This window comes from Lactobacillus acidophilus (assembly GCF_034298135.1).
In the GTDB taxonomy this organism is placed as follows: Bacteria; Bacillota; Bacilli; order Lactobacillales; family Lactobacillaceae; genus Lactobacillus; species Lactobacillus acidophilus.
The window spans coordinates 659,573-683,772 of the sequence record NZ_CP139575.1; the positions used below are offsets into that span (position 1 = coordinate 659,573).

Consider the following 24,200-nt stretch of genomic DNA (forward strand, 5'->3'; position numbering starts at 1 on the left):
ATTAGGGCTAAATTACTAATATTAATGGATATCACCTCGAAATTATTTTTTACTTTGGTAAACAATTTACATAAAATGTATTAAAATGAAAATTAATTTCAATCAATGCAAAAATAAATTTTTTACATAAAACTTATTAATGTAAAAAATATTTACACATGATATACTTCATAAAGCTAAGAAAGGAAAAAATATGTCAAACATTATTAATAATATCTATAGTAAATTATCAACGATGTCTCAAAGTGATCAAAAAATTGCTAGACAGATTTTACGTAATCCAGAGCAAATAGTTGATTGTACTATTTCTGAATTAGCAAATTTAGCTCAAGTTAGTGGAGCATCAGTAACGCGTTTTTGTCATAATCTTGGCTTAACTGGATTTCATAATTTAAAAATTCAAATTGCCCAAGCCTCAAGTAATGAAAAAAGTCAATCCTTAAAAGATATTGCTAATGACGATTTACAAATTGCTTTAAAGCAAATAGATAAAAATAAAATTGCAGAAATTCGTGCTACGTTGGAAAATATAGATAGTAAAACTTTAGAAGATGTACTTAATCTTTTAGTTAAAAGTAGGGTAGTACAAGTTTCTGCAGAAGGTGATACTTATCCTGTTGCGGCAGATGCAGTATATAAAATGAACCAGATAGGAATTTTAGCTATGGCTTCTGGTGGCAATGTAGAAACTGCAATTGCACAAAGTATGAATTTAGGACAGGATGATTGTTTATTAGTTATATCTAATTCAGGTGAATCAGCAGCATTACTAAATCAAATAAAAGTAGCTAAAAATCAAGGAATAAAGATTGTGGCAATTACTAATCGAGCAGATTCACCAATTGCTTTAGAGGCTGATTATCATTTACAGACAGCTGTTAGACAAACAGTGTTACAATCACAATACTATTTTTCAAGAGTTGCTGCATTTACAATGATTGAAGCGATATTTTTAATCTTGATCTCAAAAGATGATGATAGAGTAGAACATATAAAAAACATGAAGAATATATCTCAAGTCAAAAAATATAAAAATACCCCAGGATTAGAATTTTTTGTCTAATCCTGGGGTATTTTTTTACTTTATTTAATTAACTGATCAATTTGATTTTTTAGTGGCAAATCGTAGTATTTTATAATTTCGGTTAAAGATACAAGATCATTTTTACCATAGACAGCAATTAAAGCAGCTAATTGTTCTTTCCATTCTGCAATTAATTGCTGCAGGCCATCATAACCCTGATCATTAAATTTTTGTAAAAACACATTAGAAATGCCAACATATTGTCCGCCTAAGGTTAATCCCTTTAATACATCTAAAGGATTACGAACACCGCCTGAGACAATGAAATCTACTTGTTCTTTTTGTGCCATTAATGCAGAAATAACCGTTGGTAAACCGATATCTTCTAAGTAGGAAACATCATATTTATTGCGGGCATTTTCAATTTGAGCAAAATTAGTGCCACCAGATCCAGCAATATCAAAGTATGAAATGCCTTCGTTTTTTAAGATGTGAATAGTATTTTGATCAAGACCAAAACCTACTTCTTTGATAATAATTGGAATATCTATTTCTGCACGAATCTCTTTAATATTATTTAGCCAAAAGAAATTTCTATCTCCCTCAGGCATTGCAATTTCTTGAATAGTATTAATATGAATTTGCAATGCATCTGCATGTAATTCGTGAACAATGTCTTTAACTGTTTGAACAGGTGTTTCTGGATTGACGTTAGCTATTAGAATACCATTTGGGTCTTCAATTCTAGCAATATAAAAGCTGTCTAGTTGCTCTTTTTCTTTTGCTAAAATGCTTGTGGAACCAAGGGCAAGTGCAATATTTTCTTCATTAGCAATGCGGCCCAATGCTTGATTGATTATTTTAGATTTATCAGATCCACCAGTCATTGCATTAATGAAAAAGGGGGCAGAAACATTTTTGTTAAACATTTTTGTAGCTAAGACATTTATGTCTACTTTAGTTTCAGGCAGAGCAGGGCGAAGTAAATGTAATTGATCAAAACTATTATATTTTTCTTTATTAAAAAACATCTGAGCTAATTTCAGATGTTCCTCTTTTCTTTGAGATCTTATTGACATAAATTTCTCCACTTAGTGAGTAAGGTTGATTTGGTGAACCTTAAAATTAAGAGGCATAATACCATTGTGGCGCCATTCACTTTCAAGAGCCATTACATCAGTATGTGAATCAGTAATTACAATACCACAATCACCGTTACCGGCACCTGAAGTTTTAGCAGCTCCACCAAAGTTTTCTGCAATTTTTATTAATTGAGTTAATCGTGGAATTTCAATTGCAATTTGATTAATTTGAGCAAAGTGTTGTAAGATTTTACGATTAATCCGAATTTGCTTTTTAATAATTGAAATATTGTTTGATTCAAAACCAGCAATCATCTTTAGAACGCAGGCTCTAGAAGCGGCTAAAAAATTCTTGTATTCTATATTTAGTGCTGCCTTGTTAGCATTAGTTTCATCAACTAAACGTGAAGTAGATGCAGGTTTTTGACTCCAACCGATCATCAATTTCATATCTTTAGGTGGAGTAAGTAATTCGATTTTAAGCCCCGGCCAAGCTTCATTAACTACATCAGATAAAGTTTTAGACTTAAGTTCTTGTTTAAGCCAAGTTTTATCGAAGGTTTGGTATGCTAGCCATCCTCCATAAACGCTGGCTGCGATATCACCGGCAGAGCCATTACCTTGGACTGAATAGTGAGAAATGGCCGATAATTTATAAATTAATTCATTGTTTAATGGTACACCATAAAAATGTAAAATCGCTTTTACAGTTGCTACAGTAACAGCAGCACTTGAACCCAAACCATACTTTTTACCATCAGCTGAGTCAAGATCAGAATTGACATGTAAGTCATATACTTTCATTTTAATATTTTGCTCAATACAATATTGCTCAGTGAATGAGATTGCTGACAAAATATATTCAAATGGGTTATCGCGATTGTCAATAACCATTTTGGAACCTTGACGAACCCAATGAATGGAATCTTGTGAATATTGTTTTGAGTGGATTAAACCAGTTGATGTATTACTCTTGGTAATCGAAACACGTACAAATTGATTTACAGCAACCAAAACAGCAGGACAATCTTGCTCTAAAACTGCATATTCCCCGGCAATATATAACTTTCCGGGCGCTTTTTCTGTTATCAAAAGAACCAAATCCTCGAATCTAATTATTTCTATATATTATAGTTTAGTCCAAATAAATAACTCCAGGACCAAAACTCGCACTCACTATATTAACATTATTAAATACGGACTCAAAGTGTTCAATGATTTCTTTCCTATTTTTTAATTGACAAAGCACTTTAATATTAGGCCCAGCGTCTATAGTATAGTAGCATTCAATACCCTTGGTACGTAGATCTTCTACCAATTTTATAGCACGAATAGTTTCTGGCATGAAGTAGGTGAATTCTGGCTGAGCTGTTAAATTAATGGCATGCATTTCGTTAGCATTTAATTCTGCCAGACTACCTAATGCGGTAAAGTCATTTTGTTTAATAGCTTTAATCATTTCATCTAGTTCAAGCTGATTGCGATTAGTCCAAGTTGAAAAGAATGGAGACGATTGAGCATCTTTCATGCCTTTTGTAGAAGAAATCTTCTTTTGTTCAGTGTTTAATTCCACAGCTAGGAGTTGTAAGTCCATTTTTGGTTTTTCGTCTAGAGCATAAGCATATGAACTTTGATTAGAATTACCTTTTTGCCAAATGGCAAAACCACCAAAAATGGAACGACTAGCGGATCCGGAGCCTAGTCTTGCTAAACGAGATAATTCAGTTTTATCTACATCAAGATTATAGAGTTTACAAAATGATGCAGCTAATGCAGCAAAAGCAGAGCTGGATGAAGCTAGCCCTGCTGAGGTTGGCACGTGATTAGTTGATTTAACAATCAAATTGTCTGTATAACCAAATTTTTCTTTTAGTGTGTCAAGGTATGAAAAAACACGTTTTTTAGCTTGTCTATTTTGTCTTTTACCATTCAAATAAAATTCGTTTTTAGCATCAGTTTTTTCAATTAGGGTATCTGTGTAAAATGCATCAAGTGTCATTGATAAACTAGACATTAAAGGTAAACGTAATATTGGGTCTGACTTTCCCCAGTATTTAATTAATGCAATATTGGTATGTGCACGCGCGGTATTTTTCATTAAATTTATATCTCCTCAATCCAGTAGTTGCTAATTAAATTTTGACATTTTTCTGCGATGTTTTGTGCTATAGCTTTATCTTGGCACAGGGTAATTGTAATACCACCAAGACCGCCACCAGATAATTTGAATCCCAAAGCATGGTTGGACAATGCAATGTTTTGTAGTTGATCAATCTTATCTGTAGAAATATTAAATGAATGTAATATCTCTTGTGCTTCATTAAAAACATTACCAACAGTTTGGGGATCATGGTTAATCCAGGCAGTTTTAGTAATATCTGCCAGTTCGCCTAAGCGTTCCATATTCTTTTTAGCAGTATCAGATTCGTTTAAAATTTTTCTTACTTGGGTAACTGCTTCTTTAGTGTTACCTAATTCGCCTGTATCCATGATTAATAAGGTGGCATCTAATTGTTCCTTTAAAGTCTTAGGACCCATTTTTTTATTAAAGAATACTAAATAATCAGAGTTAACAGTCGCTGCATCGAGTCCAGAAGCTTTACCATGATTAATCATTTCAGCTTGATTAGTAATATTCATAATTTCTTGTTTGGACATGTTTAAATCAAGGAATTGGTTCATTGCCTGAGTTGTTCCTAATGCAACGGTAGCGCTTGAGCCAAACCCGCGTTCAATTGGAATTTCTCCTGTATATGTGATTTTTAATGGTGATTTATGAGTGGTCTTTTCAAGTATAGTTTTAACAACGTATTTAAGACCATCATATTCGTTTGGCGCGTCAAAAAAAGGACCAGAATAACTTGCTGTATCCATCCACATTTGATTGTAATCTTCTACCGTGGTTTTAATATGTAAAGCTTTAATTGGCATGGCTAATGCATCATAACCATAAACTACAGAATGCTCACCGATAATAATTACTTTTCCATGAGCTAAAAAACTACTTTTCATTTTTAAATCATCCTTAACAATCCATTTATTAAAAGATCAATGTTGATATGCTAAAATTATATAAACAAGGAGTGCGAACAAATGATCAAAATTTTAACAGGACGACAAACCGACCCAGTACAAGAAAAAATTCTGGAAGAAGCAGTAAAAAATTATCAGCAACATCCAGAAAATGAAACTTTTATCATTGTTCCTAATCATATTAAGTTTACCACAGAAGTTAGGGCAATTAATAAACTTGCTACCAGCAAAAATAAAAGCGAAACGGCAGTGAAGAATTTGCATGTATTGTCCTTTTCTCGTCTCGCATGGTTCTTTTTAAAAGATGCAGAACAAGGATTACCAACGCAATTAGATGATGCCGCAAGTGCAATGCTTTTAACGCATATTATCGAAAAAGAAAAAGATAACCTTACAATTTTTGAAACTATCAATTCTGGTTTAGTCCAACAACTATATAATACAATTTTGCAGATGTATGATGGAAATATCGATTTAGATAATATTGATGAAACCAATCTAGATCAAGAAACTAAAAGCAAAATCCATGATTTACGTATTATCTATGATGCTTATATAAAAGAAATAGCCGGTAAGTTTTCTACTAAAAATGAAGTGCAAGTAGAACTAAATAAAGTTTTAGCTAACAATAAAAGTTTGAGTAATGCCAGTTTTTATTTCTGTGATTTCTCGCATTTTTCTTTACAAGAGACTTTAACAATCAAATTATTAATTCGTAAAGCCCAAAATGTTATATTGGGTTTTAAAACTAAATTGGGTGATATTAATCCTCAAGCTGAAGCAGGAGATTATGATTATGTAATTCAGCAAACGATTAAGCGATTTACTTCATTTTTGCAAGAGAGAAATATAAATTATACAGTAAATAATTTCCCACTTTCATCAAAGCCAACAAATCGTGAGAATTTAAATAGTTTATGGACGGAAAGTATTAATAAAGTTGATAATATTAAAAAGCATGTACAACTTGTGAAAGCAGATTCACGTTATGCAGAAGCATATTTTGTCGCACGTTCTATTTATCAACAAGTAGCCTTAGGCAATTATCGTTATCATGATTTTTTGATTTTAGCACCAGATTTAAAAGAGTATGAAACATATTTAACGCCAATTTTAAGACAAAATAAAATTCCATTTTTTAATGATTTGCAACAAGAGATGAAATATCACCCATTGGTCGTTTTAATTGAAAGTTTATTTAATATGTATGACGAAAAAACGATCAGTTTAAATACTCAGAGTATTATCGCTATTTTGAAGACACATCTTATGATCCCTTCTTGGTACAAAGAAGAAGCAGAATTTATTCACGACGTCGATGAATTAGAAAATTTTGTCTTAGCTCATGGAATTGAACATAATTTATGGCAAAGACCGTTTAGTCATTTTGTTAATGCAGAAGTTATTCGTTTAGATAAGATGGATGAAGAAATTGCTAAACTTAATCGCTTACGTGAATTTTTAATTAATAAGATTACCGAATTATTGGAAAAACTAAAAAAAGAAGAAAGCAGTCAAAAAGCATTGACTATGTTTTTTGATTTTCTGACTAATAATGGGATTGCGTCACGTCTTGAGCAATGGCGTAATGATGCTAATGATGCAGGGGATTTGCAACAAGCGCAACAACCTGAACAGTTGTGGGATTTACTAATTCAATTGTTAAAAGATTATTTAATGATCAATCCAGAAAAATTTGATGTAGATGAATTTTTTAATATGTTGATTAACGCATTTAGAGAAGCAAATTTTTCTCAGATTCCGTCAACACTTGATGCAGTTAATTTGTCTGAATTAGGTATGGTTCAAACTGGAGGATATAAACAGGTATTTATTATTGGAGCAACTAGTGGTAATTTACCTGCAATTCAAAAAACTCCTGGATTTTTAACTCCTGAAAATATAAATCAATTACAGAATAGTTTTGCTAGTGATGCTTATTTAGAAGACAATCAGCAATTGAATAATTTGGACCAAAATTATCAATTTGGATTGGCACTAGCATTAGCACAAGATAAAGTATATGTGTCTTATCCGATTTTAAATGCGTCAAATGAGCGATTAGATTCATCGATTTATTACAAACGACTTTTTGATTACGTTGATTCTGAATTTGAACAGCATGATCTACCGGAAAAATTTAATGATCTACTTTCTTTCATAACTAGTGCAGATGCTAGTTTAGGATATTTATCTTATATAAATTCTATTGATTCATCTAAGGAATTTGATGAATTATTAAGAATTACGCATGAACAATCTCCTCAAAAGACTGAGATTGTTTTACAGGCTAGTGAATTTAATAATCAACCGGAGGATATTGGCCAAGAACTGGCAGAAAAATTATATGGTCAGAATCTAAATTCATCTGTTTCTCAATTAGAAACTTTTTATGAGAATTCATATGAGTATTTTTTAACTTATGGTTTGAGATTACATCGTCGACTTGAAAATGAATTTGATGTTATCCAAGCAGGTAATTATTTCCATGAAACTTTTGATAGATTAGTTAAGCAATTAAATAAAGAGCATATTGATCTAGCAAGCTTAAATAGTTTTGAATTAGAACGAATGCTTAATTCGGTTAGAAATGTAATGAAAAATGAAGGAAAGTATGCTCAATTAATGAATGATCCATTTAATGAGTATTTGTTTAAATGTTTGGACCATACTACTTCTAAGGTTGCTCATAATTGGTGTAAAAATTTAAATAAAACTCCTTTAAGAGCAAAATATTCTGAATTAAGCTTTGGTGTTGGTGAAAAACTCAAAGGATTAAGTTTAGATGTGCCAAATTTATCAGGAAATCATAGAGTGGATCTACGTGGAAAAATGGATAGAGTGGATATTGCTCATTTGGCAGATAAAAATCAAGTTTTAGCACAAGTTATTGATTATAAGTCTTCGGCTAAAAAGTTTGACTTGAGTATGTTTTATAACGGAATTGCCATGCAAATGGTGTCATACTTAGATATTTTAGTGAAAAATAATCAATTTTTTGCTGGAAATAATGAGCTGTCGCTTTTAGGAGCATTTTATCAGACAGTAACTAGACAACTAGAGCGATTAAATAGTAATAAATTGATTGATAGTCAGTTAAACATTCGTGATAACGTGATTGATGGTAAGCCTAAATTAATGTATACAGGATTAATAAACAATAATCCTCAAGTTTTAACAGAAGCCGAGCCGTTTTTAGACAATAGCAGTAGGCAATCAGAATTATATTCAATGGTAAAAACTAAGAAAAATGGTACTTTTAGTTTACCTACTGATCGTAGTTTCAGTGAAGAGGAGTTAGAGTTACTGCTAGAGTATGATGAATTCTTAATCAAAGAAGCATCAAATCAAATATTATCTGGAAAAATTGAATTGAATCCATATCGTCAAGGAAAATCTAAGTCAGCCTTAACTTATTCAGACTATAAAGATATTTTCTTCTTTGATGCAATGCTTAGACAAAATCAATATCACGAAATTACTAGATTAAGTAAAAAAGATTTATTAAGTAAGATCAAAGAAAGATTAGGAAAAGAGGATTAATTTTGCCACAATTTACAAAAGAGCAACAGCAAGCAATTGATGATCGTGGTCATGATATTTTAGTTTCTGCTTCAGCGGGTAGTGGTAAAACAACAGTTTTAGTTGAACGCGTTTTAAAAGAAATTATTTCAGGAACACAAGTTAGTGAATTACTTGTTGTAACTTTTACTAAAGCAGCAGCTGAAGAAATGAAGACTAGGATTAAGACAGCGCTAACTAAAGAATTGGCTAAGCCTGGCGTAAATCGAAAATATTTACGTGAACAATTAAATCAAGTTGATACAGCTAATATTTCGACAATTGATGCATTTTGTTTAGAAGTGATTCGTCGTTTTTATTATTCAGTTAACTTGAATCCCAGTTTTAAAATTTTAACTGATGAAACTCAGGCGGCCTTAATTAAAGAAAGAGCATTACGTGAAATTGAAGCTGAATCGTTAACTGATGAAAATTCAGGTATTAGATATTTTTATGATAATTTTGCTGGCGATAGGGATGCTAATAGTCCTAGAGATTTATTGCTTGATTTATATAATTTTGCAATGGCTAAACCTGAATATCGGTCATGGCTTAAAAATTTAGCTAAAATTTATGAAGTTAATAACAATATTGTTAAGTCAAAACTTTGGCAAAATCAAATTAAGTCGTATTTATTAAATACTTTTGTTAGTTTACAGAAAAAGATCGAGGAATATCTAAATAATCCTACCATTGAGACTAAAGAGCTGGCTAAAGTTAAAGAAGATTTTAGTTTATTTACTCAAAACTTAGATAAGTTTATTGATGCCATTAAAAATGATGAAGATTATGATCAACAAAGAAATTTATTAAGACTATGTAAATTTGAAGTAAAGTATCGCAAATCTGCCAAGTGGGATGAAGATATTCAAGAATTTTATGCTGAAACACAAAAGCTAAAGTCTGAAGCCAAAAGTCAAATTTTTGATATTTTTACAGCTTTTTATGCTACAGATGAAAAAGAACAAACTAGAATAATGCAAGAAAGCCAAAAAATAGTGAGTGCTATTTCTAAGGCAGAACTTGCTTTAATTGATCGTTTTAATGAGTTAAAGCGTAATGAAAATTTCCTTGATTATAGTGATATGGAACAACTAGCATATCAAATTTTGAGTGCCGATACTTCAAATTCACAAATGGCTCGTGAATTTTATCAAAATAAATTCAAAGAAATTTTAATTGATGAATATCAGGATATTAATGCTTTACAAGAGCGAATCATTCAACAAGTGAAAAATACTGATAAAAACACTTTGTTTATGGTGGGGGATGTTAAGCAATCTATTTATGGATTTAGACAAGCTGAACCTAGCTTATTTTTGAAAAAGTATCATGGTTTTGCCAGTGAAGAAAATAAACATGAAAAGAGAATTTTATTATCTGACAATTTTCGATCTACGGAACCTGTAACTAAAACGGTAAATCAATTATTCAAAAGTATTTTAAGTTCAGATTTTGGTGGAATTGATTATTCTAAAGAAGGACAATTGATTTTTGGAGCTAAGTATTATCCTGATGCTTTACCTAAAGCTAGTGAAATTATTGTTCATAAAAAGCAAAAAGATATAGACAACGATAATAATGGAATAGATTTCTCTGAAGTTGAAATGGTCTTAGCTAGAATTAAGCAATTGAAAAAGGAACATTTTCAAGTATTGGATAGTACAACTGGGGAAGTGCGTGCTCTTAAATATAGTGATATTGCAATTTTAACTAGAAGTCATGGGGATAATTTGGAAATTATGCAGGAATTCGCTAAGCGTGATATCCCTTTATTTATTACTGATGCGGAAAATTATTTTCAAACTTTTGAATTAACGGTTATCATGAATTACTTGAAAATTATTGATAATCCAGATCAAGATATTCCATTAGTTACTGTTTTGCGTTCACCATTATTCAATTTTAGTGAGAAAGATTTAGCTAAAATTAGAATTAATAGTAAAAATAGTGGTTTTTATAGTGCTGTTGCTTCATATGTAGGAATAGGTGATGAGCTTAGCGATAGATGTAAAAATTTCTTAAACAAGTTGGATGAATTGCGTAAGTTTGCTACAACTCATCGAATTTCAGAATTAATTTGGAGTATTTATGCTCAAACTAATTTATTGGAAATTATGACAGGGTTGCCAAATGGTGAACAGCGTCGTATCAACTTAGAGGCTCTATATGAAAGAGCATCATCTTATGAAAGTGCAGGTTTTAAAGGGCTATATCAATTTATCAATTTTATTAATCGGATGAGACGTAGCCAAAAAGATTTAGCTCAGCCGCTTTTATCTAAAGAGGCAGGGAATGCAGTACGTTTGATGACAATTCATGGGTCAAAGGGATTGGAATTTCCAGTAGTATTTTATTTGGGAATGCAGCATCAATATCAATTGCGTGATCTAAAGGGAAACTACGTGATTAATCCAGATAGTTTGGGAATTACTTTAAGACAAGAACATTATCGTGTTGATTCTTTAGTCAAGGCAATCGGAAATGTTACTAAAAAAAGACAATTACTTGAGGAAGAAGCACGTGTTTTATATGTTGCTTTAACAAGAGCAAAACAAAAATTGATTTTAGTCGGTGATATTGCTAATTTAGACAAGAAAGTTCAGGATTGGTCTATCGAACTAGATCAATCTGGGCAATTATCGCTGGCAGATAAATTATCAGTAACTAATCCTTTAGGATTTATGGGCCCAGCGTTAGCATTCGATAAACATATTGTTATTAACATGAATGATATTTCAAATGCATTAGACCAGAGTCAATCTGTATTATATGTTGAGTATAAAGACTCAGATAACTTTGAATTCAAAAAAGATGAAGATAAAGTTGTAGGAGACTCTAAAAATAATAATTATACGATGGATAAATTGATAAGTACTACTAAAAAACTGTATCAATTTGATTACCCATTTAAAGATGCAAGTGAAACTACGGCTTACCAAGCAGTTTCTGAGATAAAGAAGGCATTTAATGATCCAATAGAGACAGAATTAGAAAATTCACGTTTATTATCATCAACTAACAGATATTTACAACCAATTGATACTAAACCTAATTTTCTTTATCAAACTAAATTTACTGGTGCAGAAATCGGTACTGCTACACATTTGATTTTACAGTATTACGACTATACTGGTGATGGTAGTGAGAAGCAACTTGATTATGAAATTGAAGAATTAATTAAGCAGAAAAAACTAAATCCTGATATTGTGCCTAGTTTACATAAAGATCAAATTCAGTGGTTTGTTCATAGTAGTTTTGCAAAGTCTTTTTGGAAAAATCCAGAGAATTTACAGCGAGAAGTTGATTTTTCTAGTTTAATTTCTGCGAAAAATCTATTTAAAGATTTTAGTGATGCTAATGCTAAAATTTTGGTTCATGGGACAATTGATGGCTATTTTGTCTCAAATGATGGTATCATTTTGTTTGATTACAAAACTGATCATGTGAATAAATCCTACTTAGATAAATCTATTAATTTAATCAAGGAGAAATATACAGGTCAGCTTCGTTTGTATGAGCAAGCAATAAATGAATTTGGCGAAGAGAAAGTTATCGGAAAGTATTTGATTTTACTTGATGCTAAACAGGTTGTTGAAGTTAAGTAAAGAATTAAGGAAGGAGGAATAAAATGGCGAAAATTTTTAATAAAGATACCTTTGCTGTAGTAGATTTAGAGACTACGGGGACTCAGCGAGAGAATGGGCATCATATTATTCAATTTGGATGTGCAATTATTAAAAATATGAAAGTAGTAAAAACATATTCTTTTTTAATAAATCCACATAGAGAAATTCCCCAATCGGTAGTTAACTTGACGGGTATTAGCAATGAAGATGTCCAAAAACAAAAAGATTTTGACTATTATGCACCTAAAATTGTAAGTATCTTACAAGATACGGTTTTTGTAGCCCATAATGTGGATTTCGATTTACCATTTTTGAATTATGAATTGACTCAGCATGGCTATGATGCATTAACAAATAAGGCGATAGATACCGTAGAACTAGCTAAAATTGCTTTCCCAACATTACCATCATATAAACTAGGTGATCTGACTTCACAATTAAAAATAAAACATCTAAATCCTCATAAAGCAGATTCAGACGCATATGGTACAGCAGTTTTATTAATTGAAATTATAAAAAAATTAACTAATTTACCACAGGCTACATTGAATACACTTAGCTCATTGTCACATGGCTTAATTCGTGATACTTCATGGATTATAACGACGATTGCAGATGATTTGCGTAAAGAAAAAAGACCATTAGGTACGGAATATATGCAAGTGCGTAATATTATTTTGCAAAAGCAAAATAATATTAATGTAGTTGGTCATGGTAGGAATGCACATTTTCCAGAAAATGATAATGATAAAAAGAAATTATTTAAAGGGAAGGTGTATTTTCGTAGAGCTCAAATTGATTTAATTAATCACTTGCATCAGTTTATTAATAATCCTGAAGAAAAAGCAATATTAGTTGAAGCACCCAATGGAACTGGAAAGACTTTTTCTTATTTATTCTCGTATGTCTATCAATTATATTCTGGTAGAAAATTGGTGGTTGCTGCGCCTACGAAGGTTTTACAAGAGCAAATAATTAAGCAAGAAATACCTAAAATGTTACGGGTTACTAAATTAGATTTGATGGCTGAAGTGGTTAAGGCCAGCAGTCATTATCTAGATTTGGATGGCTTTGTACAAACCATTTTTCAAGGAACTCCTAATAAGCAAACACTGGTTCTACAGATGCAAATTTTAGTTTGGTTAACTAAAACTAAAACTGGTGATTTAGATGAGTTAAATTTGACTAATTATAATGCACCTCTTTTTACACAAATTCAGCATCCAGGGGATGCAAGAGTCGGTAGTAATTTTGCAGAAGTAGATTTTTGGAATTTGGCTCGTCGGCGACAAGAAGAAGCCGATATCTTAGTAACTAACCATGCATATCTTGCAAATCACTATATGGACACAATATGGGGACAAAATCCTTATTTGGTAATTGATGAAGCACATAGATTTGCTGATAATGTAATGACTTCACGTAATGATTCTTTACGATTTGAAGCATTGTGGGGTGTATTAAGTCATTTACGTAATTTGCTTTATTATTCAAATGAAAGTATAGAAAGTCAGTTTAATGACAATGTCCAACTTAACTTTTTGCTGAAAAAAATTGATCCTGAAATTTTGGAGCTGATTCAATTAATCAATGAATTGCAAAGAGAACTATATGCTCAACACGAAAATGCAGTTAACCGTATAACTTTGCCTAATGGAACGTTAGAATTGAGTTTTCAAGGTAAAGGCTTATTTGACCCCAATAGCAATTTTAAGCGTATTCTGCCACGTTTTCAGCAAAAATTAGAGGGAGTACGCGAATTAACTAATCAAGTTTTATTTGAGTTATATCATGAACAAGAACGAATGTTAGCTAATATTGAGTCATTACTTAGTGAAATTACAGATCAAATAGATCGTTTAGATTATTATTCGGAAAAAGGTTACCAATTGGCAGATTTATTGTCTGATCAAACTAATTTAGAACAAGATGGATTTATCCTAATGATAACTAATCCGGAAGATCCACTCAGTACAAATTTGGATTGGTTAATGTTAGATCCATCCGAGGTGTTAAAGCAAATTTATAGTAGATTTGATCATATTGCATTTGTTAGTGCAACTTTGACTAGCAATCATAGTTTTGACTATGCAATTAACCAATTAGCGCTAAATAATTTAGATCCTGTAGAATATATCGGTAAAAGTACTTTTAATATGAAGAATCATTTAGAAGTATTGGCTGTAAAGGATATGCCTAATCCAGATAGTGATTTATATGAAGAAAGTATTGAGCAAATATTAATTCATGATTTGAAAGATAAAAATCATGTTTTGGTTTTAATGACTAATCTGGAAAAAATCCGTAGTGTGTTTGCGGCGATTACGAACACACCAGAATTGAAGGATTTTGAAATTTTAGCTCAAGGTTTATCTGGATCTAATAATAGAATTGCAAAAAGGTTTGTAATTGCTAAAAAATCAATTATTGTAGGAGCAGATAGCTTCTGGGAAGGTATTGACTTTCATGATTGCGGCATTGATACTGTATTTGCTGCCAAAATACCATTTGAATCTCCTGATCAGCCTGAAGTTCGTTTAAGACAGAAGAAACTAGAAGATCAAGGCGTGGATGTGTTCGAAAAAGATAGTTTGCCTAGAGCCGTTATTCGTTTTAGACAAGGAATGGGGCGTTTAATTCGCGGAGAACAAGATCATGGGCAATTTGTTATTCTAGATCCAAGACTGTGGACAAAAAATTATGGTAAAGAATTTTTACAGTCTATCCCAGTTAAAGTAGAAAAGGTTACTAAGAAAGAACTAAAAAAGAAGTTAAGAAATAATTAATTATGATACAAGATGATACAAGACAAACGATTAAGTTTGTAGTCTGGGTAATTGGAATTGTCATTATTGCTTTTTTTGCCAGTATTGCAATTTTTTATTATGCTGGATCAAAAAGCAGAGGAAATGATCAAAAAGTCGCACAGTTAGCGACTACCAAGACACCAATTACCAATATTAAAAAGTATTACCATTTAGATCGTGGTACAAGTAGTTATGCTGTTAATGGTACCAATAAAAAGGGACAAAGTTACTATTTTGTATATTTACCTAATACTAAAAAAGCATATTTGTATCCTGCAAGAAGAGGAGTAAGTGAGTCAAACATTAAAAATAAGTTTAAATCCTCTCATTCAGATGCTACAATAAATCATATTAATCTTGGTTGGTATAAGGGTGAAGCTGTTTGGGAAGTCGCCTATAAAAAACAAAATGGCAATCTAGGTTATACTTTATATGAATTTAAAAATGGAAATGATATATCTGAAGTCGATAATTTATAGAAACTTTGGTATTATGGACATTGTATAATTGATAAAAAGGTGGATAGGAATTTTATGACAGAATTGATTTCAATTAAGGATTCTTCTAAACATGTTGATGAAGAAGTTAAGATGCATGTTTGGTTGACAGATAAAAGATCAAGCGGAAAGATTATCTTTTTGCAATTACGTGACGGTACTGCATTTTTCCAAGGGGTAGTTCGTAAAAATGATGTAACAGATGAGGTATTTCAAGCTGCTAAGTCACTTAGACAAGAAGCCAGTTTTTACATTACTGGTACTGTTCATGAAGATGCACGTTCTCATTTTGGTTACGAAATTCAAATTACTAATTTAAAAGTAGTTTCAAATAATGAAGGTTACCCAATTGGTAATAAGGAACATGGTGTAGATTTCTTGCTTGATCACCGTCATTTATGGTTAAGATCAAAGAAGCCGTTTGCAATTATGCAAATTAGAAATACTATGTTTAAGGCAACTGTAGACTTCTTTGAAAAAGAAGGTTTCATTAAGTTTGATGCTCCAATCTTTATGCATTCAGCTCCTGAAGGTACTACTCAATTATTCCATGTAGAATACTTTAACAATGATGCATACTTGTCACAATCAGGTCAATTGTATGGTGAAGCTGGAGCTATGGCTTATGGTAAGATCTTTACATTTGGACCAACATTTAGAGCTGAAGAATCAAAAGGTCGTCGTCATATGACTGAATTCTGGATGATGGAACCTGAAATGGCTTGGATGCACCAAGATGAATCACTTGATATTCAAGAAAGATACTTAGCTTATATGGTTAAGCAAGTTTTAGATAAGAATGAATATGAACTTAAGATTTTAGGTAGAGATCCAGAAAAGCTTCGCCCAACTACTGAAGGTAACTTTACGCGTCTTTCATACGATGATGCTATTAAAATGCTTCAAGATGCTGGACGTGATATCAAGTGGGGTGATGATTTCGGAGCACCTGATGAAGGATATATTTCTGAGCAATATGATCGTCCTGTCTTTATTGTTAACTATCCAACTTCTATCAAGCCATTTTACATGAAGAAGAATCCAGATAATCCTAAGGAATACTTATGTGCTGATGTTATTGCACCAGAAGGCTATGGTGAAATTTTTGGTGGTTCAGAACGTGAGGGTAACTATGAAGTTTTGAAACAACAAATTGAAGATGCCGGTCTTAACCTTGAAGATTACCAATGGTATCTTGATTTACGTAAATTTGGTGGTGTTCCTCACTCTGGATTTGGTATGGGATTTGAACGTACTATTGCTTGGGTTTGTCACCTTGACCATATTCGTGAAGCTATTCCATTCCCAAGATTGATCAACAGAATGCAACCTTAATAATTAAGGATTGAGAATTGAATATTTGAAAAGTTGAACTAGAGACTAGTTCAACTTTTATTTTGGAAAGGATTTATAATTTTGCAGTTCAAAGATTATCGTATATTAGGTTTTACTACCTTGCAAAATGGGTTAATAGCATATTATCCTCGTTTAAATATTAGTGATGCAGAATTATTATTAATTATCCAATTGGAAGCGTTCAGTCAACGAGGAGAGTCGTTTCCATCTAATGAAAAGATAGCAGCTAATACTAATTTATCGATTACTGATGTAGGAAATTTAATTCAACGTTTAATTGATAAAAATTATTTAACTATTGAGCAGACAACAGATAGTCAGGATAAAATTGGCAATAAATATAGTTTAGATAATTTATATGATGAATTAGATAAATATATTGATAAAAATATCTTAATTAAAGATAGCCGCCATAACGAAACTATTGCGGTTACTAACAATTTAGAAAATAATCCTATAGATTATTTATCCCGAAAAGTAGAAGTGGAATTTGGGAGATACTTAAGTCCAATTGAGAGAGAAGAGATTGCTCAATGGCTTAGTATTGACCACTATACACCGGAAATAATAGAATTAGCATTGCGTGAAGCTGTTTTGTCTCAAGCATATTCATTAAAATATATTGATCGAATCTTACTTAATTGGCAGAGACACAATTTAAAAACAACCGATGAAGTAGAGAGATTTTTAAAGAGGAACAGATAGCATGACAGAAAAATTATTAAGTGATGAAGAAGCACGTAATGTATTAAAAAGAATATTAGAGTTATACCCAGACGCAAAGGGTGAATTGCAATGGGATAATAAATTTCATTTGCTTTGTGCAGTTGTTATGAGTGCACAAACAACTGATAAAATGGTTAATCGTGTAATGCCAAAATTCAGTAAAGATTTTCCTACACCCGAAAATTTAGCAGATGCTCCTATTGAAAAAATTGAAGAAGATATTAGAACAATAGGATTATATCGATCAAAAGCTAAACATTTAAAAGAAACAGCTAAAATTTTGGTTGAAAAATATAATAGTCAAATTCCAAAAGATAAAAAAAGTCTGATGACTTTACCTGGAGTAGGAGAAAAGACGGCCAACGTTGTTTTAGCTGAAGGATATGGTGTACCAGCAATTGCTGTTGATACACATGTTTCTAGAATTTCTAAAAAGTTCCATATTGTTGGTCAAAATGCTACTCCACATGAAGTAGAGCAACGATTAGAAGCAATTTTGCCAAAAGATGAATGGATCAAGACACATCATGCAATGATATTATTTGGTCGTTATACAATGCCTTCACGTGCAAAAGGCGATCCATATTCATATTTAGATTTGAATAATTAATTTTGAAAAGCAATTTTAATTGCTTTTTTTATTTGTGTATTTTTATAAAGTTAGTTGTTACTAAATACTTTATTCCATAAAAAAGCTCTCACTTCGTTCGAGCCTAAATACAAATAGCAAACAAAAAACGTCAATTACATCTTTTATGATAATTGACGTTTTATATTATAATAATTTATTAATCATTATTTCTATCAGTATTTTCCTGATCTCGTTCTGTATTATCGGGTCTAGATTGCTGTTCACTGCTACTTTGTTCACGCGATGAAGATTGCTCTCGACTTTCACTTGAAGAAGAGACTCTTTGACTGCTACTTGATTGAGTAGTAGTACCATTTTCTCTTCTAGAAGAAACACGACTCTCTACGGTTACTGAAGAACTGGATGAGGTAGTGTTATCAGTATTGTTACTAGTAGTATCTGTTTCTTCATCTTCTTCATCATAACTTGCAGCACTATTTCCGATACCTGCAGGAGCATGCCCACGAACAAACAATTGCCAAGTTCCGCCACTAGTAGCAACTTCTGGAGGATTAGAATTATTAACAATTCTTGCTCTAACTACTGAATTAGGTTGTTTCCAATCCAAATTAGGCTTATTTCTCATTAAGTAGGTCATCATACTCTTATAAATTAATTGAGCAGATTGCTGACCAATTCCAGAGATAGTACCATCTTTTAGATTATCATATCCTGTCCACACACCCATAACATACGATCTAGTATAACCTACAAACCATGAATCCTTAGGAGTTGAATTATAGCCTGGATACTTGGCTAAATCTTCATCGGAGTATTTAACAGTACCTGTTTTACCAGCTTGATAAAGGTCAGCTATTTTAGCGTTTGTACCAGAACCTCTTTTAATAACTCCTTTTAACATATCAGTAATCATATATGCGGTAGATTTCTTCATTACACGCACACCATTTGAATCATAATTTCTAGTTAAACCATCTGGAGTTTCAATTTTAGATACAAATTGTGGTTTATGATAAACACCCATGGTAGCAAATGCACTGTATGCACCAGCCATTTGTAAACTTGATGCATTAGCACCAATTGCCACTGATAAGCCTGAATTTGCAGGAACATCTACACCCATACGTCTAGCAAATGCGGAAGCACGTTTTACTCCTACATCAGCAAGGGTTTTAACTGCTGGAACGTTACGTGATTGTTCCAATGCTTTACGCATTGTCATCATGCCATCATATTTGTTATCCCAATCATATAATTGAATATTGGTTCCTGGATAAACATATTTACTATCATCTAACATTTTAGCTGTTGACCAATTCAAATATTGAATCGCTGGTGCATAATCAAGAACAGGTTTAATTGACGATCCGGTAGAACGACCAGTTTGAACTGCACGATCAAGACCTAATTGAACAGAAGGTAAATGTCGACCACCTAAAATTGCTACTACATGACCATTATTAGGATCAACTACAGTTGCACCAATCTGCATTTTGTCATTAGTAAATGGTACTTCACCATTGTTCGCTAATTGATATAACTTGTTTTGAGCTTTTTGATCAATATTTATTGTAATCTTCAAATTATCATTATATGGATCAAAACCTTTACTTTTAACTTCAGAAATTACCTCCTTAATATATGGATCATCGATTTGTCTAATCTTAGATTCATTATTAGTGTGTCTAGGGCGTAATCCTTTGGTAATAGGTTCATTAATTGCTTGATTATATTGAGCCTTCGTAATCTTATCATTTTCAAGCATTGTCTTTAAAACGATATTTCTACGATAGCGAGCTTTTTGAGGGTATAAATATGGATCATACATTACAGGAGCATTAGGCATCCCTGCAATTAAAGCAGTTTGTGCTAAATCGAGATCCTTTAGAGATTTATTGTAATAATAATTAGCGGCTGTTCCCATACCGTAATTACCATAATTCATAAAGACTTTATTAACATAGAATTCTAAAATTTGGTCTTTACTAAATTCATGTTGCACTTTCATTGCTAACCAAGCTTCTTGGGCTTTTCTTTTTAAAGTACGTTGTGAAGCCGCAGTTGAAAATACGGTTAACTTAACCAATTGTTGAGTAATAGTTGATCCACCTGCAGCAATACTATTACTCTTAGCATTAGTAAGCATTGATCCCACAATTCTAATTGGATCTACTCCAAGTCTATCTTTGTAGAATCTTTTATCTTCAACAGAAACAATTGCGTCTTTTAACTGTCGAGGAATATCTTTATTCTTAACGTAGATTCTTTTTTCAGATCCAAGTGATAATAAAAATTTACCATCATTGGTATAAAGGCTAGAAGTACCACCACTTTGAAGTTGGCTTTGACTAATATTAGGAGCATCCTTTGCATAGAAAGCAAAAAGCCCAATACCAGAAACTACCACTAATAGTGCAGCAAGAAATAGCCATTTTATTATTTTTATCCATAAATGGCCACCACTCGACCTTCGTCCGTGATAGTTTCGTCGTGATTCACGTTTCATATTATTTGTATTATCTGCCATTATTCTCTTTTCCTATCTGCAATAAAATTATCCACTGCCTTAAGATAAGGTAGGGTAGGTCGAAAACCGCTTTTGATCTCATAAGAATGGCTTTCAATCTCTTTTAAAGTCATAGAACTTTTTTCTGCTTTTCTCCAAGCATTAATTACAAAACTAGCTGGTGTAACAAAATATCGCTCCAAGCTAGCAAATCTAATAATCGTAAAACAAATCCCCTGTTGCTTTAAGCATTCAGCTAAATGAAAAATTTGATGTTCATGAAAATTTTTTAACGGGAAGTTTGTCTTATTCTTTGTTTCTTTTGCTTCAAAGTCAAGATAATATCCCTTATAAACGCCATTATAATCAGTTGTAGAAGCTTGTCTGAAATAAGCTTCACGAATAACTGCTTTAGATCGCTTAGGGTAATCAACCTTTACGATTTGAATTGGCGTTGGTTTTTTATGAACTACTGCAATTTCTTCAGTTAAATAATATTTATTAGATTCATTAATCTGTTGTTCAAGTGTCATACCACGATCAGAAAAGTTAACGCCTTTTTTATGTGTATATGAACGTTTACCAGTGCGCATCTTTTTTTGTGTTGTCACTGGTTTTCTAAATGCGGCTAAACTACCGCTTGGATATTTGACCATTAACCTCACTCCTGTTAGCATTATAGCAATAAAGACTACATTTTTGAATATTAGGGGGCTTCAACTTAATGCAGCGATTATGGGTAACGGGTTATCGCAGTTATGAATTAAATACTTTTAGCGATAATGATCCTAAAATTGCCGTAGTTAAATATGTATTAAAAAGACGATTCGTCGATTTGATAGAAGAAGGCCAATTAGATTGGATTATTACTGGGGCAAACTTAGGTGTTGAACAATGGGCAGCAGAAGTAGGACTAGAATTGAGTCAAAGGTATCCTATTAGGACTTCGATTATGGTACCATATGAAAACTTTGCTGACCGTTGGAATGAAAATAATCAATCAAAATTTTTAAATTTAAAGGAAAGCGTTGATTTTTTTGCGTCAACATCTGATAGACCATATTATAATTCAGTGCAACTACGCAACTATCAAAATTTTATGATTCAGCATACCGATAGAGCAATAATGATCTATGACTTAGAGCATCCAGGTAAACCGAAATATGATTATAATTTAATCCAAAAGTATCAAGAAACAAAAGAATATCCCCTAGATTTAATTGATTTTTATGAATTACAAGACATGGCAGAAGAATATCAAGAAAATAGAAAAAATGATATGTATTAAATAATGTAAAGGTTTTATTAAAATCTAATTCTTTGTTTTAAGTAATAGCTCTTTTTGCTAAAATAAAAAGGAATGTAAAGGAGTTGTCAGATAAGATGGCAAATTTAAATGATATAAAATTATCTGCACAGGATATACTAAAAAAGCAATTTAGAAGTAAGGTAAAAGGATATGATCCAGATGAAGTAGACGCATACTTGGATCAGGTGATTTCAGATTATGAAACTTTTCAACAAATTGTAGAAGATTTATATGGCCAAATTGGTACTCTTCAAAGACAGTTAATGGATGAAAAGCAAAAAGAAAATAAGGTAAGTAATTCATCAGAAGATGAACATGTTAAAACTTATACACCAACTCATAGACGAACATCTTCAGTAGCCAGTTTTGCAGAAGATGATAATAACCAGGGAGAAATATCAACTAATATGGCTATTATTCAAAGAATCTCTACTTTAGAGAGAAAAGTTTATAATCTTGAACAACATGTTTATGGCTTAAAGCATTAATTTTTGTTATAATAGTTAACAGTGTGAATTTCGAGTAGGCGCGGCTAGCTTTTGCTAGCTGAGGAAAGTCCACGCACGCACAAGCTGCGATGCTTGTAGTGATCGTATTCAGCTCAATAAGCTGGAGGAAAGTTATTTAACTTTTACGGCGGAAAAAGTGCTAAATCTTTGGACATGCATTACTATCCTGAAAGTGCCACAGTGACGTAGCAAAATCAGAAATGATTTTGGTGGAACGAGGTAAACCCTGCGAGCGTGAAACCCAAATTTGGTGGGGGAGTTTCGATCTAAGGAAATGAACTAAAGATCGGGTTATTGCATTAGCAATAAAGATAGATGACTACTAATAGTGATTTTGCCAAGAATCACTGGAACAAAACGTGGCTTATAGAAATTCACACAGGCAGAGTTGGGCTTTTTAGTCCAACTTTTTTATTTTAATCAAATAATATGAAAGAGAAATAATGAAAAAATATCAACTTTACGCAACAATGGGCGCAGGGTTCGAAAGCGTCGTAAATAAAGAATTACAAAGTATGGGTTATAAAACCAAGGTTGAAAATGGTCGTGTATTTTTTGAAGGTACACAAGAAGACATTGTAAAAGTAAATCTATGGTCAAGAACAGCTGATCGAATCAAGATTTTATTAAAGGAATTTAAGGCAACAGATTTTAGCACTTTGTTTGATGAAGTTTATGCTTATGATTGGGCAGAATTATTGCCAGTTGATGCAAAATTTCCAGTTCAAGGTAGAGCAGTAAAATCCAAGTTGCATTCAGAGCCTGATGTACAATCTATCGTAAAAAAAGCAATTGTTAATAAGATGATTGATCAATATCATCGCCGTGGTTTTTTACCAGAAACTGGTAACGAATATCCATTAGATATCCATATTTACAAAAATTTAGCTAGATTATCATTGGATACTACTGGAGCTAGTTTATTTAAGCGTGGTTATAGAATTGAACATGGTGGAGCTCCGATGAAAGAAAATTTTGCTGCAAGTTTATTAAAGCTCACTCCTTATAACGGCACGCATCCCTTGATAGATCCAATGACTGGATCAGGTACTTTAGCAATTGAGGCTGCATTGATTGCCAAAAATATTGCACCTGGTACCTGGCGCAAATTTGCTTTTGATGGCTTCGATTGGTTTAATACCAATCTTCATAAAGAAGCATTAGCTAAAGCAAAAGCAGAGGTCAAATCTTTAGAGGCACCCATTTGGGCTAGTGATATTGATCAATCAGTTCTTGAAATTGCTAAACTTAATGCACATAATGCTGGAGTTTTACAAGATATCCGCTTTAAACAAGTTGCAGTAAAAGATTTCACCACTGATTTAGAAAATGGGATTATTATAGCCAATCCACCATATGGTAAAAGACTGAAAGATCGTGAATCTGCGGAAGAATTGTATAAACAAATGGGAGAGGCTTTAAGACCGTTAGATTCATTTAGTCAATATTATTTAACTGCAGATCCTAATTTTGAAAAATACTTTGGTGCTAAAGCCACAAAGAAACGTAAATTATTTAATGGTAATTTAAGAGTTGATTTCTATCAATATTGGGCTAACAGAAGGTAAA

At 32.2% G+C, this 24,200-nt stretch carries 16 protein-coding genes, 1 other RNA gene and 1 pseudogene; 12 read left to right on the top strand and 6 right to left on the bottom strand.

The features are described from left to right. The first annotated feature begins 193 nt into the window (after positions 1-193). Positions 194-1,032, top strand: a pseudogene (locus SO785_RS02920) (MurR/RpiR family transcriptional regulator). A 51-nt stretch (positions 1,033-1,083) separates the two neighbouring features. Here the strand turns inward: SO785_RS02920 and fni are convergent. Genes fni through mvk form a run of 4 tightly spaced genes read right to left on the bottom strand, consistent with a single transcriptional unit; the run spans position 1,084 to position 5,118 of the window. Further along, positions 1,084-2,103, bottom strand: a complete 1,020-nt coding sequence (gene fni, locus SO785_RS02925) for a type 2 isopentenyl-diphosphate Delta-isomerase (protein WP_011254369.1) — start codon at positions 2,101-2,103, stop codon at positions 1,084-1,086. 12 nt (positions 2,104-2,115) lie between these two features. After that, on the bottom strand, positions 2,116-3,198 hold the full coding sequence (locus SO785_RS02930) for a phosphomevalonate kinase (protein WP_011254368.1): 1,083 nt from the start codon (positions 3,196-3,198) through the stop codon (positions 2,116-2,118). Between the two features lie 43 nt (positions 3,199-3,241). Beyond that, positions 3,242-4,204 (bottom strand): diphosphomevalonate decarboxylase, encoded by a 963-nt coding sequence (gene mvaD, locus SO785_RS02935; RefSeq protein WP_003547574.1) that lies wholly within the window; start codon positions 4,202-4,204, stop codon positions 3,242-3,244. Between the two features lie 5 nt (positions 4,205-4,209). Continuing rightward, positions 4,210-5,118: a mevalonate kinase gene (gene mvk / locus SO785_RS02940; protein WP_003547572.1), complete on the bottom strand. Its 909-nt coding sequence runs from the start codon at positions 5,116-5,118 to the stop codon at positions 4,210-4,212. 81 nt (positions 5,119-5,199) lie between these two features. On the opposite strand from mvk, the gene SO785_RS02945 reads away from it, so the two are divergent. The 7 genes from SO785_RS02945 to nth all read left to right on the top strand — a co-directional run bounded on the left by SO785_RS02945 (position 5,200) and on the right by nth (position 18,325). Beyond that, positions 5,200-8,682, top strand: a complete 3,483-nt coding sequence (locus SO785_RS02945) for a PD-(D/E)XK nuclease family protein (RefSeq protein WP_011254367.1) — start codon at positions 5,200-5,202, stop codon at positions 8,680-8,682. A 2-nt stretch (positions 8,683-8,684) separates the two neighbouring features. Further along, the gene (gene addA / locus SO785_RS02950) at positions 8,685-12,308 is read left to right on the top strand and encodes a helicase-exonuclease AddAB subunit AddA (protein WP_011254366.1); all 3,624 of its coding nucleotides are present in this window, start codon (positions 8,685-8,687) and stop codon (positions 12,306-12,308) included. Positions 12,309-12,331: 23 nt separating this feature from the next. Further along, positions 12,332-15,115 (top strand): helicase C-terminal domain-containing protein, encoded by a 2,784-nt coding sequence (locus SO785_RS02955; protein ID WP_011254365.1) that lies wholly within the window; start codon positions 12,332-12,334, stop codon positions 15,113-15,115. A gap of 2 nt (positions 15,116-15,117) precedes the next feature. Continuing rightward, positions 15,118-15,615 carry a hypothetical protein gene (locus SO785_RS02960; protein ID WP_011254364.1) on the top strand — a complete coding sequence of 166 codons (498 nt, stop codon included), beginning with the start codon at positions 15,118-15,120 and terminating at the stop codon, positions 15,613-15,615. 54 nt (positions 15,616-15,669) lie between these two features. Beyond that, positions 15,670-16,968: an asparagine--tRNA ligase gene (gene asnS / locus SO785_RS02965; protein WP_003547544.1), complete on the top strand. Its 1,299-nt coding sequence runs from the start codon at positions 15,670-15,672 to the stop codon at positions 16,966-16,968. Between the two features lie 81 nt (positions 16,969-17,049). Then, complete coding sequence (locus tag SO785_RS02970) at positions 17,050-17,694, top strand: DnaD domain protein (protein ID WP_003547543.1); 645 nt, start codon at positions 17,050-17,052, stop codon at positions 17,692-17,694. A gap of 1 nt (position 17,695) precedes the next feature. Further along, a complete protein-coding gene (gene nth / locus SO785_RS02975; RefSeq protein WP_011254362.1) occupies positions 17,696-18,325 on the top strand; it encodes an endonuclease III in 630 nt (209 codons plus the stop codon). A 178-nt stretch (positions 18,326-18,503) separates the two neighbouring features. Here nth and SO785_RS02980 read toward each other — a convergent pair whose 3' ends face one another. Next, positions 18,504-20,834 carry a PBP1A family penicillin-binding protein gene (locus SO785_RS02980; RefSeq protein WP_003547540.1) on the bottom strand — a complete coding sequence of 777 codons (2,331 nt, stop codon included), beginning with the start codon at positions 20,832-20,834 and terminating at the stop codon, positions 18,504-18,506. After that, a complete protein-coding gene (recU, locus tag SO785_RS02985) occupies positions 20,834-21,469 on the bottom strand; it encodes a Holliday junction resolvase RecU (RefSeq protein WP_011254360.1) in 636 nt (211 codons plus the stop codon). The genes SO785_RS02980 and recU overlap by 1 nt, the downstream gene beginning before the upstream one ends. 68 nt (positions 21,470-21,537) lie before the next feature. Here recU and SO785_RS02990 point away from each other — a divergent pair, with 68 nt between their 5' ends. The 4 genes from SO785_RS02990 to SO785_RS03005 all read left to right on the top strand — a co-directional run bounded on the left by SO785_RS02990 (position 21,538) and on the right by SO785_RS03005 (position 24,199). Continuing rightward, entirely contained in the window at positions 21,538-22,101 is a 564-nt protein-coding gene (locus tag SO785_RS02990; protein ID WP_003547535.1) for a DUF1273 domain-containing protein, read from the top strand. A gap of 95 nt (positions 22,102-22,196) precedes the next feature. Next, on the top strand, positions 22,197-22,610 hold the full coding sequence (locus SO785_RS02995) for a cell division regulator GpsB (protein WP_003547534.1): 414 nt from the start codon (positions 22,197-22,199) through the stop codon (positions 22,608-22,610). Positions 22,611-22,636: 26 nt separating this feature from the next. After that, positions 22,637-23,003: RNase P RNA component class B (gene rnpB, locus SO785_RS03000), an RNA gene on the top strand. A 71-nt stretch (positions 23,004-23,074) separates the two neighbouring features. Next, positions 23,075-24,199 (top strand): THUMP domain-containing class I SAM-dependent RNA methyltransferase, encoded by a 1,125-nt coding sequence (locus SO785_RS03005; protein WP_003547533.1) that lies wholly within the window; start codon positions 23,075-23,077, stop codon positions 24,197-24,199. Position 24,200: the final 1 nt, after the last annotated feature.